This is a genomic window from Njordella calcicola, from assembly GCF_056494125.1.
Map to the genome: position 1 here is coordinate 1,655,982 of NZ_CM151396.1, position 14,573 is coordinate 1,670,554.

At 52.2% G+C, this 14,573-nt stretch carries 10 protein-coding genes; 6 read left to right on the plus strand and 4 right to left on the minus strand.

From position 1 onward, the window contains the following. Nucleotides 1–28 precede the first annotated feature (28 nt). The 4 genes from SH302x_RS06290 (at nt 29) to SH302x_RS06305 (ending at nt 4,382) form a co-directional block, all read left to right on the plus strand. Nucleotides 29–1,714, plus strand: a complete 1,686-nt coding sequence (locus SH302x_RS06290; protein WP_479367879.1) for a sulfatase family protein — start codon at nt 29–31, stop codon at nt 1,712–1,714. A 64-nt stretch (nt 1,715–1,778) separates the two neighbouring features. Next, nucleotides 1,779–2,699: a formylmethanofuran--tetrahydromethanopterin N-formyltransferase gene (gene fhcD / locus SH302x_RS06295; RefSeq protein ID WP_479367880.1), complete on the plus strand. Its 921-nt coding sequence runs from the start codon at nt 1,779–1,781 to the stop codon at nt 2,697–2,699. Between the two features lie 17 nt (nt 2,700–2,716). Beyond that, entirely contained in the window at nt 2,717–3,721 is a 1,005-nt protein-coding gene (locus tag SH302x_RS06300; protein WP_479367881.1) for a 2-hydroxyacid dehydrogenase, read from the plus strand. A gap of 37 nt (nt 3,722–3,758) precedes the next feature. Next, nucleotides 3,759–4,382 carry a thymidine kinase gene (locus tag SH302x_RS06305; RefSeq protein WP_479367882.1) on the plus strand — a complete coding sequence of 208 codons (624 nt, stop codon included), beginning with the start codon at nt 3,759–3,761 and terminating at the stop codon, nt 4,380–4,382. Between the two features lie 107 nt (nt 4,383–4,489). Here the strand turns inward: SH302x_RS06305 and SH302x_RS06310 are convergent, their stop codons facing one another. Together SH302x_RS06310 and SH302x_RS06315 are read right to left on the minus strand one after the other, a co-directional pair. Further along, a complete protein-coding gene (locus SH302x_RS06310; RefSeq protein WP_479367883.1) occupies nt 4,490–5,803 on the minus strand; it encodes a BBP7 family outer membrane beta-barrel protein in 1,314 nt (437 codons plus the stop codon). Nucleotides 5,804–6,023: 220 nt separating this feature from the next. Beyond that, nucleotides 6,024–6,398, minus strand: coding sequence for a hypothetical protein (locus SH302x_RS06315; RefSeq protein WP_479367884.1), 375 nt, complete (start codon nt 6,396–6,398; stop codon nt 6,024–6,026). A 149-nt stretch (nt 6,399–6,547) separates the two neighbouring features. Between SH302x_RS06315 and SH302x_RS06320 the strand changes: the two genes are divergently transcribed. Then, complete coding sequence (locus SH302x_RS06320; RefSeq protein WP_479367885.1) at nt 6,548–9,097, plus strand: DNA gyrase subunit B; 2,550 nt, start codon at nt 6,548–6,550, stop codon at nt 9,095–9,097. On the opposite strand, the gene SH302x_RS06325 is transcribed toward SH302x_RS06320, so the two are convergent. Together SH302x_RS06325 and SH302x_RS06330 are read right to left on the minus strand one after the other, a co-directional pair. Continuing rightward, nucleotides 9,071–11,818, minus strand: a complete 2,748-nt coding sequence (locus tag SH302x_RS06325; protein WP_479367886.1) for a C2 family cysteine protease — start codon at nt 11,816–11,818, stop codon at nt 9,071–9,073. The two genes, SH302x_RS06320 and SH302x_RS06325, sit on opposite strands and share 27 nt — an antisense overlap. A gap of 193 nt (nt 11,819–12,011) precedes the next feature. Beyond that, nucleotides 12,012–13,127, minus strand: coding sequence for a D-TA family PLP-dependent enzyme (locus SH302x_RS06330; RefSeq protein WP_479367887.1), 1,116 nt, complete (start codon nt 13,125–13,127; stop codon nt 12,012–12,014). Nucleotides 13,128–13,358: 231 nt separating this feature from the next. Here SH302x_RS06330 and SH302x_RS06335 point away from each other — a divergent pair, with 231 nt between their 5' ends. Then, on the plus strand, nt 13,359–14,402 hold the full coding sequence (locus tag SH302x_RS06335; RefSeq protein WP_479367888.1) for a Gfo/Idh/MocA family protein: 1,044 nt from the start codon (nt 13,359–13,361) through the stop codon (nt 14,400–14,402). Nucleotides 14,403–14,573 lie beyond the last annotated feature (171 nt).

Below are 14,573 nucleotides of genomic sequence, written 5' to 3' on the forward strand. Positions count from 1 at the left end.
TTACACGGTCAATACGGAGTCGATGCATATGAGGAAATCGTCTACGCTCGCTTGGGGCTCGTTGCTTGGCACCTTCTTGCTGCTGGGAATGCTCAATACTCAACGAGTCGCTGCTCAGCATGTTGACGCGACGGCTCGACCTAACATTCTGTTCTTTTTTGCGGATGACTGGGGCAAGCTTGCGGGCTTCTATCGTGACGATGCAGCAAGATCAAGCTGGCATGACGTTGTTCAGACCCCAAACATGGACCAGCACGCGAAGCAAGCGGTGGTCTTTCAGAACGCGTTTGTCAACGCTCCCTCGTGTACGCCTTGCCGATCATCGCTGTTATCTGGGCAATATTTTTGGCGAGCTGGAAGTGCATCGATCTTGCGCGGCGCTGTTTGGAACGAGAACCTCGATAGCTGGCCGCTGATGTTGCATGATGCGGGATACCATATCGGAAAAAGCCATAAAGTTTGGAGCCCGGGTACTCCGGTGGACGCTCCTTATGGCAAACAGCAGTTCGCTTATGAGAAGGCTGGATCTCATATCAATAACTTTTCCCAACAAGTCACCAAGCGTATTGAAAATGGAATGTCGATCAAGGATGCGAAGGCGGAAGTCCTAGGACAAGTCGTCGCGAATTTTGAATCGTTCTTGTCAGCCAAGCCGGCGGACACACCATTCTGCTATTGGTTCGGACCTACGAACACACATCGTCAGTGGACCAAAGGCAGTGGTCAGAAGTTATGGAACATCAACCCTGATGATCTGAAAGGCAAGCTACCGGTATTTATGCCCGATGTGCCAGAGGTCCGTGAAGATGTCGCGGATTATATGGGAGAGATTGCGGCACTTGACGCCGCCTTTGCGTTGTTGAAGGAAAAGCTAGCCTCGCAAGGTTTGCTCAATAATACCATCGTCATTATTTCTGGTGATCACGGGCCACCAGGATTTCTGCGAGGCAAATGCAATTTATATGATTTCGGTACAGCCGTCCCCTTAATGATCTCCGGTCCCAACATCAGCGGTGGACGGTCTACGGATAAGCTAGTGAGCTTGATCGACATTGCTCCGACGATCCTGCAATTCGCTGGCATCTCCGTTCCAGAGCGGATGAATGGAGTGTCATTGAAGGCTCTGCTGGCAAGCCCCGAGGACGAAGCATTGTTCGCTCGCAATTATGTTTTCGCTGGTCGAGAGCGACATGTCGATACTGCGCGCGCCGGCTACTTGCCATACCCTCAGCGGTCCATCCGCAGCGAGCAGTATCTGTTGATCAAGAACTTCCAACCTGAACGCTATCCGATGGGAGACCCCTATCATTTGGATGAAGATCCAGACGTGAAGATCTTTGACCAGGAAATCGTAGAGCTAACCCCCGCCAATCTAGAGCTAGTCACCTTTGCAACGTTACCTGATGAAGATGCCAGCCCGACCAAAGCGTGGGTGGTATTGCATCGCGGTGAGCCAGATAATCGTCACTATTATCAGTTGGCATATGGGAAGCGCCCAGAGATAGAGTTGTATGACGTATCGTTGGACCCCGCTCAAGTCAACAACCTGGCTGACGATCCAAAATATAACGAGGTCCGCTTGCAGTTGCTGGAAAATCTAGAATCCGAACTTCGCGATAGCGGCGATCCCCGCATGATCGACGACGGTCGCTTCTTTGAGACCCCTCCCATGGCTGGCCCACTGCAGCCTAAGTTATCGGCCGGTGGCAAATGAAGACCTACGCGAAATCGTCGATCCTACAGACAAGAAGTCCACTATCAGTAAGCAGAAGGCCCTTATGACGACAGAACTGATCGAAGACACCTATGCCGAAGCATTTCGCAGCATCTACGGTCGCGTGTTAGTGACCGCCAAGAACCGGAAGTGGTTAGATGCCGCGTGTATGGCTGCTACGGGCCACGCCAGCAGCACTATCATGTGCGACTGTGAAGCGGGCATCGAAGGTTACGTCGATGGAGTTTCTACCGGGCAAAGAACACCAGACGGGCGTCCTGGTGCCTACTTGCAATTCCATGTGCCGCGGTTTCGCAAAGATCGAGTCCCACATTTGGAACGTGTGATGATGGCTCGTATTGGCCAGAACATTCTCACGTGTCCCACGACCAGTTGCTTTAATGGTTTGGATACACCGGAGTACTTTAAGCTGGGGCGAAAGATCTCTTTTTTTGGTGACGGTTATCAGTACCGTACAGAGCGATATGGTTTAAAGGGCTGGGTAATTCCCATTTTAGGTGGTGAGTTCTTTTTGACGCGGCGCTTTGGTTATGCCGATGGATTGATGGGAGGCAACGTATGGTTCATGGGCAGTCAAGATGCGGCGCTCGAGGCCGCAGAAAAAGCCGCTCAAGCGGCGGATCTCGCCGCTGACGTCATCACGACGTTCCCGGGCGGAGTCGCAGCGAGTGGATCTAAGGCGGGCAGCCGCTACAGCTTTATGATTGCAAGCACCTATGCCGAATTCTGTCCCACTCTAAAGAGCCAACTTGGCGATAAATCGAAAGTGCCAGATGGTGTCGAATCGGTGATGGAAATCATCGTCAATGGCAAGGATTTGCCTGCGGTAGCAAACGCTTGTCTGGCAGCCGTCGATGCGGCGAAGTCCACGCCAGGATTGGTTCGAATTTCAGCAGGAAACTACGGAGGACGACTGGGTAAGTCGTTCATCTACCTGCGTCCGGAACTTCATCCAGCAACCTAAACGAATTCCCTTTTACGTTGGAAGCTCAAACTAGTATGCGCTGCGCTGTCTTTAGTTCTAAACCATACGACATCCAATTTCTCAAACCGGCTTTGGAAGCTGCTGGCCATGAAGCGGCCTTTTTTGAGCCGCGTTTGACCGCCATGACCTCTAAGCTTGCAGAAGGTTTTTCCAGTGTCTGCGCGTTCGTGAACGATCATATTGATCGAGCTGTTTTGCAAGATCTGAATCGCTTGGAAGTAAAGTTGATTGCGCTGCGATGCGCGGGGTTCAATCAAGTTGATTTGGAAGCGGCCAAGCAGTATGGGATTGCGGTGGTGCGTGTACCCGCGTATTCCCCTCATGCCGTTGCGGAACACACCCTCGGACTGATGTTGTGTTTGAATCGCAAATTGCACAAAGCAAACCAACGTGTCCGCGAAAATAATTTTTTGCTTGATGGATTGTTGGGGTTCGATATGCATGGCAAAACAGTCGGCGTGGTCGGTACCGGTGAGATAGGCAAATGCGTTGTGCGGATCTTGCACGGCTTGGGTTGCGAAGTATTGATGTTTGATCCCAAGCAAGACTCGGAATGCCTAACTTATGGTCGATACGTAGCGATCCAAGAGTTGCTGAGTCACTCGCACGTGATTACGCTGCACTGCCCAATGAACGCTCACACTCGGCATATGATCAACAAAGAAGCGATCGATTCGATGCAGGCCGGTGTCATGATCGTCAACACCAGTCGTGGTGGACTGATCGATACCCAAGCGGCCATCAAAGGGCTGAAGTCCGGCAAGATTGGTTCGTTGGCGTTAGATGTTTATGAGGAAGAAAGCGAATTGTTCTTTGAAGACTTGTCGCAACGGGTAGTGCAGGACGATGTGTTTTCTCGCTTGTTGACTTTTCCCAATGTGTTGATTACTGCACACCAAGCGTTTTTCACGCAAGAAGCGCTCGAAGCGATCTCCCGCGTGACGGCCGCGAGTCTCACGCAGTTTGAGCGTGGCGAACCTTTAACCAATGCGGTAAGTTAAGCGGTTTTCGGACGACGTTCGCTTTTCGATATGTTCCATGGCTAAGCTGTACTTTTACTACTCCACGATGAACGCTGGCAAGTCGACGATCTTGCTGCAATCCAGCTACAATTATCAAGAGCGAGGGATGAACACGATCGTCTATACGCCGGAATTTGACGATCGATTTGGAGTTGGAAAAGTAGCGTCGCGGATTGGGCTTTCCGCGGACGCAAAAACGTTTAATCAGACAACCGATTTGTTGCATACGACCCGAGAGTGGTTGAAGCAGCACGAGATTCATTGCGTGCTGGTGGACGAAGCGCAGTTTCTGACCAACGCGCAAGTGCGTCAGTTGAGCGATGTCTGCGACGTGTTATCGATCCCAGTCCTAGCGTATGGCTTGCGGACTGATTTTCAAGGGAATTTATTCGAAGGCAGCATGCAACTGCTAGCTTGGGCCGATACGTTGGTCGAGATTAAGACGATCTGTCATTGTGGGCGCAAAGCAACGATGGTCCTTCGCGTGGACGCCAACGGGCAACCGATGCGGGAAGGCAATCAGATACAGATTGGCGGCAACGATCGATACATAACCGTTTGCCGTCAGCATTTCAAAGAAGGGTTAGCGAATCGGCGTCAAGCAGAATTGCCGTTTGGTGACTTGGATGACGCGGGATGATCGGTAGGCGGAAGCAAGAATGCCTCTCGACTATTCGTGCATAAAAAAACGCCCGTCGATTTGACGGGCGTTTTGGATTGGAGCGGCTCGCTGAGCTCGTTGGCGTATTACCAAGTATACTCGGCACCCAGGGTGAATCCGGTGTACAGCACTTCGCCGTCGTTGTTGATTCCGACTGCTCGTTGGCGTTGTACTGCTAGCGACAGTGGCACTGGGTTAATGTTCTCGCCAGCTAGAGCAACGTTGTCAACATAAATCATCTGGAACGAGGTCTTGAAAGCCCACGAGTAGCTGAGGCGATACCACAGTTGCGTGTTGAACGAAGTTAGGTAAGCGGTGCGTCCGTCGGCAGCGGTCTCGTTGACAAAGAAGGTCGGCGAGGTGTTGCCTAGTACGTCGACGCTGTTAGCTCGGATTTCCGTTGCTTGTTCGCTATTGTTCCCGTAGATACCTGATTTCACTTCCGTACCGATCTTAACTCCCGGCATCAGATTCCACCAAACATCCGCTCCGAGTTGGAAGCCCACAAGCTGGTTGCGTGTTTGCGTCGAGAAGTCGGCAAATCGTAGTCCGTTCGCGGCTGCGGTGTCGTTATTCTCACCGCGAGTTGAGTAGATCATGTCTTCATCCAAATCGAAGTAGCGGAGACCGGCCAAGAATGAACCTTGGAAGTAACCCGCTGGCTCTTGCCATCGACGTCGAAAGTTCACTTCGGCATTATGGATCGCTGACGTATAGTTTACGCTTTGCAAGAATGAACGGTCGGTGTCGTCAAAGCCATCGAACGGAGCGGTACCAAAACCGCTAATGTAGGAATACAGGTTAGGTTGTGCGGAAGTTGCTTGTGCAGTTTCGTTCCACTTGTTCAAACCAAAATAGATCGCTTCGACGCTTGAACCAACGCCGACTTGTAAGTTCGCTTGCAGCATCAAGCCAGGCTCGAGGCTGTCTTGAGCAGCATCACCACTGCTAAGCACAATGGGACCGGATCGACCTAGCGACGTCAGCGGGAAACTGGCGGCGTCTTTGGAGCGACGCAGCGCGATCATTTCGGCTGAGAAGTCAAACCAACGTGGCGTGGCTACACCACCTTCACCGTAGGGTGTTAGGCTGCGAGCAAGTCCGTGGGCTTTCATCAGTGCCGTGTTGACCATGAAGGCTAGCGAGCGACCGCTGCCAATGCAATGTCCTGCCAAAGTGCAGCCGGGCGTACCGCAGTAGCCACACATGTCGCCTTCGCCATCACCCATACCGTGACCCATACCGTGGCCCATACCCAGTCCGGCACCGAATTGATGGCCCATGAGGCCACCTCCTGGTCCGCAGCCCATGTCACAGCCCTGGACGTATTCGCCACAGGTCGTTGGTTCCATGTATTGGCCAGGGTAGGCTTCGTAGCCACCCATAGGCGCACCGTACATGGGGCCGCTCATCATTCCGGAATCAACCGGCGATGGGCTTGAATTCTGAACATGCTGGCCGTAACTAGCCGGCTTGAACGGACCTCCTGCACTCGCAGTGTGTCCGCACGCGAGGACAGCGAGCCCAAAAGAAAATTTCTTAGTCCAACCGCAGAACAACGTCATCGATCTATCTCCAGCGGCATGCAATACCGGCACAACAAGTCGCGACACAACATCGCTATCTATTGGCCACCCCCCTTGATGCCACTGCAGAATTGCAGTGAATCGGTGGCTCGTCAGTGTTCGGAGCATCCAGCAGATACATGCCCAGCGGGTAGCTGGCTCGTACAAACCGGATATTCCGAACTACAGGACATATCGGCAAACGCGGCAAAGAAAGTTCGCTCAAAAAAGCAGGAAACATCGATACAGACCACAAAGTTTGCACGGCGATACCTTCAAAATCCCCGCAATCTCGGGCTAGGCGGTACAAATTGCGCAGCTTTCGGCCATTTTGGCCCCCACACAGTCGGCCAACGCCGCGTTCCGACTGCTGGCCGGTGCGTTCCATGCCTGGAGTTTCTGTCACGCACCAAGCTAGTTTGCTGTGCATTTGTAAAGGCATCTGCCGGAAAGCGACAAAATCTGGTACAATGCGGCGCTTAAGGAAGCATCCTGCAGGTTGGTTGTAAGTTCTTGCCAAGTAAGACCTTACGATACCGCTTCCAAAGTATTCCATTCCTTGTGCAAGTCTGTTCCCCGATGATTTTCAATTTACCACGCTTTATCCCATCGCTTCTTTTTTGTTCGCAGGATGGTGGAGCTGGCGATAACGATGCCGAATCGATCAATTTCGAAAGCACAGATTACAATGCCGATCAGCTCAAGCACTTGAGCGATCTAGAGCACGTCCGCGAGCGCCCAAGTATGTACATCGGGGATACGACCCTGAAGGGGCTGCATCACTTGGTCTACGAAGTCGTCGACAATTCGATTGACGAAGCGATGGCTGGACACGCCAAAGCGGTCAGTGTCATCATCAATGCGGACAGTTCCGTCACTGTTGAGGACGATGGCCGCGGAATTCCTGTCGATCATCATGCCCAGTTGTCGGAATTGTTGCAGCGGGAAGTCAGCACGCTGGAAGGGGTCATGACCGTCTTGAAGTTCGGCGGCAAGTTCGAGAAAAAGGCTTATCAGACTTCAGGTGGTTTGCACGGCGTCGGAGTCACGGTAGTCAACTTCCTTTCCCAGTGGTGTGAAGTGGAAGTGCATCGCAATGGACGAATTTATACTCAGTCCTATGAACGCGGGGTCCCCAACGGACCGGTGCATGAATCGGGAACGACCACCAAACGCGGAACGAAGACAACGTTCAAGCCCGATGGCCAGATATTTCCAAATACGAAGTTCGCTTACGAGGTGCTCGCCAAGCGATTGCAGGAGTTGGCGTTCCTTAACAGCGGCGTTCGCATCAAAGTTCGCGATGAGCGTATCGGACAGGCGGATGAGTTTTTCTATGAACGAGGGATTGTCGAGTTCGTGGAGCACTTGAACCGCGCGAGCAACGCTTTGCATTCCGACGTGATTTTGATTGAAGGCAAGCGGGATGACTTAAGCTATCAGATTGCGTTGCAGTACAGCGACGAGTACACCGAAAACTTGCAGTCTTACGTCAACAACATTCATACGATCGAAGGTGGTACGCACGTCAGCGGTTTCCGTTCTGCGTTGACTCGTACTCTCAATACCTACGGGCGTAAAGAGAATATCTTCAAAGACCTTACGCCCACGGGCGAAGACTTCCGCGAAGGGCTGACGACCGTTATCAGCATGAAGGTTGGCCACCCACAGTTCGAAGGTCAAACGAAAACCAAACTGGGTAACAGTGAAATCGAAGGTATCGTCAACACGGTTGTCGGCGAATCGTTGAGCAAGTATTTGGAAGAGAACCCCAAAGTAGCCAAGACAATTTTGCAAAAAGGGGTGCTGGCGGCTGAAGCTCGTGAGGCGGCTCGCAAAGCAAAAGATGCGATGCGTAAACGCAAAGACGTACTGGGTGGCGGTGGCCTGCCAGGCAAGCTGCGCGATTGTATCAGCAATAAAATGGAAGAATGCGAACTGTACCTGGTCGAAGGTGATTCGGCAGGCGGGTCGGCTGAAGGTGGGCGGTTCCGCGAGACACAAGCAGTTCTGCCTTTGCGTGGAAAGATTATCAACGCTTACAAAAGCCGCGATGATAAGGTCTTGGCCAACGAAGAAGTGTTGAGCATGATTCAGGCGATCGGTAGCGGAATCGGTGCGGATCAGGATGTTGCCAAGCGTCGATACAATCGCATCATCATCATGACTGACGCCGACGTCGATGGCTCCCATATCCGAACTTTGTTGTTGTGTTTCTTCTACCGACAGATGTATCAACTGGTGGCAGGCGGGCATGTTTACGTTGCTCAACCACCGCTGTATCGCGTGGTCCGCGGCAAGAAGGAACGTTACTACATCCAAACTGAAGAGGAAATGAAGTCCCAGCTTTTGGAGAAGGGACTTTCCGACTGCACGTTCATTGACGATACCAACCGGCGAATCGCTGGGGACGATATGCGGAAGCTGTGTAAAATTCTTTCCACGATGGAAGACGGCCTCCTGTCGCTTGAACGCCGGGGTATTCCGCTGCGTATTCATGCCGAACGTATGGAGCCTTCTACAAATCGGATGCCCGTATTTCATTTCGAAATGGATACGGAAGATCGCTGGTTTGTCACCCGCGATCAATTGGATGAGTATCTACGCGAAAAAAATCTGCTGGATACGGCAGCCCCACTGCCAAGCAATGGCGAAGCCAATGGTGCCGCTGCAGTGCCAGCAGAAGAACCCGAACTGCCGATCTACCACGTGATCGAATTATACGAAGTGCGCACGATTAATGCCGGGTTAAAAGAGTTGCAAACCATGGGGTACTCGATCAACGATCTGATACCCAAGGAACGGACCGGAAGCAGTGAAGCTCGCTTCCGTGTCTCTCGCGATGATGTCGAAACAGGAATCGCCGACTTGCGTGAGTTGTTGCCAACTATTCGTCAAGCAGGCGAACGCGGACTGCAGATCACCCGCTTTAAAGGGTTGGGTGAAATGAACCCCGAGGAACTGCGAGAGACGACTCTGGATCCAAGCAATCGTTCGATGTTGAAAGTGACCCTACACGATGCTGCGGCGGCGGACGAAATGTTCCGCGTACTGATGGGCGACAAAGTCGAACCGCGTCGCGAGTTCATTGAAAAGCATGCGTTAGAAGTTCGAAATCTCGATATCTAGCATCGATTCTGCAACCCAGAAATCGACGGCGGAAGTCGTTGGTGGATCGCTGTTATCATCGTCCAGTGTAATCCAGCTTAGGTGTTCTGACGCCGGGCTGTTGGATGAGAGATCGCTTTGATCAGCGATGGAAGCTACCGAGTTTCCTTCATCGGGCGAAAGCTGGTCACTGGTGTTCAGTACGAATGACGCCAGATCACTATTTTGTCCAACGATGAAGTTTGAAGCGGACGCATAAACAGCCGATTCGGTTCTCACGCTCAGTGTGCTGATGGCGGATGTGCCCGTCGTTCCCGTAACGGTGAACATGGTGCAGTTCGCTCGCAGTTGCTCCCAGGTTAGATTGATGGGGTGCATCATGCCCCAGGGGTTGCGCAAGCTGAAGGTGTCGGTCGAGCTGTTGTAGCCCGTAATCACGTACGCATGCGAGCCGACTAGGCCACCGAACGAAGCGGAGCTAGCGGTACCGATGGTCACGGCGAGGCCATTGGCCAAAGCACTTGTCAGCGATTGCTTGGACGCCGAACTCATGACGTAATTAGTTGAATTGTAGCCAAGGATCGGTGCGTTGACGTTAGACATCCATCCGCCTTCGATACCGCCGTAGGTATTCGTGCCGTTGCGACCAGCGTTGCCAGTTTCGTTCCACTGCGCATAAGCTTTTTCAAGTAACGCGATCCACAGCGTTGTCGACGGACTAGTCGCTGATTGTCCGGCTCCCGAATAAGCGAGCGAACCGTTGGAATAGGTTGGCAGTCTGCGATTGACGGTGACATAGTCAGCGGTCCCTGAGCCTGACAAGAAACCTGCGCTAATGGTTCCATTGTTGTAGAATTGGCCAAGAGCGCCTGCATAGAAACGTACGGTGAATGTACCATCTCCATTGTCGATAAACAGATTGCGGATTGCTTGGGGCGTTCGATCTGCGATGGCACCTACGGCAGCGATGAAATAACAGTCACCCAGTTGGCCCTGCTTCATATCGTTGGAAGTAGGATTGCCATTGAAGAGGTTGCCCGTAGCAACGCGATATGAGATTCCTGCGCCGACCAGGATTGGCTCGTCGGCTCCCATAAACCATTTGTCGACTAGGTTGTAGAGCAATTGGGCTGAACTGCCCGCGGCAAGATTGCCTGCAGTTTGACCTCGAAATCTAAGATTGGCTGGATTCGCGTTGACGACATCCTTTGCTAGTTCCCGAACATAGCTAGGCATTAGATAGTTCGAGTTTGTGGAGACAATGTATCGCAAATCTGCCAGTTCAGTTGCATCCACCACGCCATCAGCGCCCACGCTACGCAGCAGTTGGATCATCTCGGCGCGACTGATGGAATTGTCGACGTAGATCGTTTGCAGGAGGTTGCGCAGTGCTGGAGTTTGGACAGAGGTATGCGTCGTATTTGAGGACGCGGTTATGGTAACACTTGCAGTCGCGGTGATGCTGCCAGCTCGAGCCGTAATAACGGCGTTACCCGTTGCGCCGTTTGGGTTAAACAAGCCAGAGCTACTGATAGAGCCGATCGATGTGGACCAAGTGATATTTGGCATCCTGGTCATGGGCTGATTGAACTGGTCGGTACTAGCTACTTGGAATTGAGCGGTCTGGTTGGCGCTGATACTTCGCGTAGGTGCAGTAACGGTCATTCGCGTTAACTGCTGCTGGACGGTAAATGAGAGGGTCCGCGATAAGCTTCCTGACGTCACGCGGAAAGTGTATTGGCCAGCGCGATCAAACGTTACTGATGCACCACCAGTTCCAGGAGCGACCGTGGGCCTTGAACCGCCTGGGCTTGATAGCAGCGTCCAAGTGCTTCTCGGCTGAACACTCATCCGTTGGTTGAATTGGTCATTTGCAACCAACTGCACGGCTTGAGTTCTTTGCGTCACTGCAATAGTCGTGTTGTTCGTGATCTGTCTTCCGTTACTGGTTACGTTCAGTGACGAAGCAGTTTGATTCACATTCAGTCGACTCGTCGCGGTGAGGGTGCCGGATCGAACGGTTACGGTATAGGCCCCTGGTTTATCAAAAGTAAGATTGGCGTTCCTGCCTGAAACAACCATTCTGGGGTTCGTACCGGGTGGTTTCGCTATACTCCAAGTCAATGTCGGCGAGCTCGTCATGACCTTGCCGAACTGATCCAGACCGACGGCAGTCAATCGACTGCTAGTGCTCGCGACGTTCCTGCTGCTGCCAAGTGCAGTATTCACGTTCTCGCCGGAGCGCAGGCCGACGCCTCGCAAAACTTGAACAACGTTCACTTGTAGAGTTCGAGCAGTGGAAGCACCTTGGGAATCCGTGACGGTGACGCGAAAGCTGTAGCTGCCAGCGGAATTGAACGTGATCGTGGTGTTTTTGGCTGCGTTGGAGTTGTTGACTGAAAAACGAGTGGAGGCGCCGGAAGGTTGGCTGACAACTTGCCAGTTGTATCGCAAGTTTGATTCGCCACGATCGTCGGCTCCCAGTACGCTTGCCGTTACGCTAGTGCCTGTAATATTGCCGCTGGCCGAAACGCTGGGTGCTCGCGCAATCGTAGGTGATGCATTGGTAGAATTGGAGACCAGTTGAGTCGAGCCTAAGTGTTGGCTCTGCGACAACGTCAGCAAGTTGTTTTCCAGAGCGCTAATCGAAAACATCATTCTTGCTTCAAGATTCTCGACGCCGAGCGTTCGGGACTTGCGATGTTTGTTCTTCTGACGAGCGCGATCGGGTTGGAATGGCATGTTCAGCGCACTGATAGTGACATAGAGAAGCGGCTGATTCAGGATTACAAACTGATGGCCGATATCAATGAAACTAGGTCAGGAAGAAACCGAAAGGATGGTTTCCCGCAGTTTGTCGCAGGACTCCTTGAAACCACGACTCCAGTCGATCCCTACAATCAGTACAAGTTGAACTTTCAAGCGAGCAGCTTTGCTAGATGGTCAGCTTCCGGTTGCGAGCGGGGACACACCAAGTTGTACTGGCTATGGAATTGTTCACTACCCAGACTTCTTGATGCAGTGCAATCGTGGGGCAAACATGGCGAGGAATTCCGTACAGAACAGTCCCAACCGGAAAGTGCTCGGCGTGCGGAGTTTCAAGTACCAAATGTTCTTCGCTATGCATGACTGGCTTTGCATCTTCGAGTCCAAAAAAGCGAACGCGCGGAGGTTGCATTTCCGATGCGACCGCTTTGTGTCCCAAGTCGATACAAAGTAGGTTTCCTTTGGGCCGGCTGATAACACGAGCAAGGATGACAGCGGCATTCAAAAACTCCAAGTCGGGAGAAAGCTCAGGCTGTCCAAAATCCCAAAGTGCAATCGTGCCCGCTCCAACTTCTACATCGGGTCGATGGGCAAGCAGTTTGGAAGTGGGGGTGCCTGAGACGATCATATTGGCTACGCTGCACCCGGCAGCGTTCAATTGCTCTCGCATTTCCCAAACGGGGGCGAAAGCCGATTGGGCCTGGCGTTGTAGCTCCTCTATATCTGCTTCATGTATATGTCCATCGTATGCGTGGAGCCCTGCGGCATGGATACCCGGCGTTGACGACATGGCTTGGTACAGCAAAATAGCTTCTTCGCCCGGGGCGATCCCCGTCCGGTTCATGCCAACGTTGAGGTCAAGGTACAGAGAGACTGTGGAATTGTTTTGCACTGCACGGCCAGAGATTTCTGTAAGCATCTCATGGTTATCAACCAAGGCGGCGAAATTCGTTTTGGGAAAGACTCGCGTCAGTTGAATGAAGCGATCGATATTTGGCCCAACTAGCGGATAAGCCAGTAAAACATCGCGTCCACCGGCGGCTGCCGTCATTTCTGCTTCGGCGATGGTAGCGGCCTTGAATTTGTCGATCCCCAGTTCGCGTTTCATGGAAACGATCTGAGGCATTTTATGAGTCTTTACATGCGGACGAAACTTTTGCACGTCACCGATCAGCGCAATCATGCGTGCAAGATTCTCGCGGACTCGCTGCGGGTAGATCAAGATTGTTGGGCTGGCGATTTCGTGTTCGTTGGCAATCTTGTACCAAGTTGATTCACTGGACATGGCATACTGATAGTGAAAGTTAGCGGTCGAAAGGCTCCTTTCATGATATCTGATTGGATGGCCAGAACCACTGGGGCGATTATGCTTCAACGGAGGGATGTCACCAGGCACCGCGTTCTGCGATATACTGGGACGTAAGACTGGCTGAGAAGTGTCAGTCAAGTTCCTTGATTCATGGGTAGTCACTTTCAATTCGATGGTGGCAGGCAAAGTTAGTTTGGAAGAATTGGAATGATACGAGTAGGTTTGGTCGGCATTGGCTTCATGGGTTGGATTCACTACCTGGCATATCAGCGTTCTCAGAAAGCGAAGGTAGCGGCAATTTGCACTCGGGATGCCAAGAAGAAAACGGGGGATTGGACCGATATCCGTGGTAATTTTGGCCCGCTTGGTCAGCAAGTTGACTTGACTGGTGTTACGGTGTGTGATGATTGGCAGTCGATATTGAACGCGGACATTGATGCGATCGATATCTGTTTGCCGCCAGCGCTTCATACCGAGGTTGCCATTGCGGCGATGAAAGCGGGCAAGCATGTGTTGTGCGAAAAGCCTATCGCTTTAACTTCAGAAGAAGCCTCGCAGTTGGTCGCTGCGTCCGAGCAAAGTGGACGCGTCTTGAATGTGGCTCACGTATTACCTTACATGGGCGCGTTCCGTTTTGCGTTGGCAGCCGCGCAGTCCAATACCTATGGCAAGGTGCGAAGCGTACAGTTGAAGCGTGTAATTTCCGATCCAACTTGGATTCCAGATTTCTATAATCCCAAGACAGTGGGGGGGCCCATCATAGACTTGCACATTCACGATGCGCATTTTATTCAGTTGTTATGTGGTGTTCCCCGCGATGTGACGGCCGCAGGTTGGCTGCGTGGGGATGTGGTTGAGTACGCACAAGCCTTGTTTCGATTCGAAGATGCAGCGATTGTCGCTAGCGCTTCCTCGGGCGTTTGTACTTCGAGTGCCAGGATGTTTACCCATGGTTTTGAGATTCAATTCGAGAAAGCTACTTTATGTTTTGAGTTTGCCGCTCATAGCGCTGGAGCTGATACATTCGGCTTGTTCTTGTACGATGCCGATGGGAAGACGCAGCGAGTTGAATTACCGCAGCAAGATGAGATTGACGCCTTTCGTGACGAGATTGATGATTTTGCTGCTGCCGTTGATGGGACTGAGCAGAATTCAAATCCACTGTCGGCGGGGCTAGCCAGGAATGCCGTCGTGATTTGCGAAGCAGTGGAGAGGTCAGTTAAAACGCGAAGCTGTGTTGCGATTGCATAGTAGAGGTTGTTCGATCTCCCGCTTGCAGGAGCTTCGACAAGATTCACGCATCCATCATGATGAAAGAGCTCTGTGGTTAGATCCAATTCGCATCATTGAAAAATTCACAACTTTCGCTCGTACCAGTCAAGCTGACACGGGGCACGCGGTCTGACAAATTGTGGGGTGTAA

Coding starts and splice junctions, on each gene's coding strand:
- SH302x_RS06290 (WP_479367879.1), top strand. CDS start 29: ATGAGGAAATCGTCTACGCTCGCTTGGGGCTCGTTGCTTGGCACCTTC.
- fhcD (WP_479367880.1), top strand. CDS start 1,779: ATGACGACAGAACTGATCGAAGACACCTATGCCGAAGCATTTCGCAGC.
- SH302x_RS06305 (WP_479367882.1), top strand. CDS start 3,759: ATGGCTAAGCTGTACTTTTACTACTCCACGATGAACGCTGGCAAGTCG.
- SH302x_RS06310 (WP_479367883.1), bottom strand. CDS start 5,803: ATGTACGGTGCGCCTATGGGTGGCTACGAAGCCTACCCTGGCCAATAC.
- SH302x_RS06315 (WP_479367884.1), bottom strand. CDS start 6,398: ATGCACAGCAAACTAGCTTGGTGCGTGACAGAAACTCCAGGCATGGAA.
- SH302x_RS06320 (WP_479367885.1), top strand. CDS start 6,548: ATGATTTTCAATTTACCACGCTTTATCCCATCGCTTCTTTTTTGTTCG.
- SH302x_RS06325 (WP_479367886.1), bottom strand. CDS start 11,818: ATGCCATTCCAACCCGATCGCGCTCGTCAGAAGAACAAACATCGCAAG.
- SH302x_RS06330 (WP_479367887.1), bottom strand. CDS start 13,127: ATGTCCAGTGAATCAACTTGGTACAAGATTGCCAACGAACACGAAATC.
- SH302x_RS06335 (WP_479367888.1), top strand. CDS start 13,359: ATGATACGAGTAGGTTTGGTCGGCATTGGCTTCATGGGTTGGATTCAC.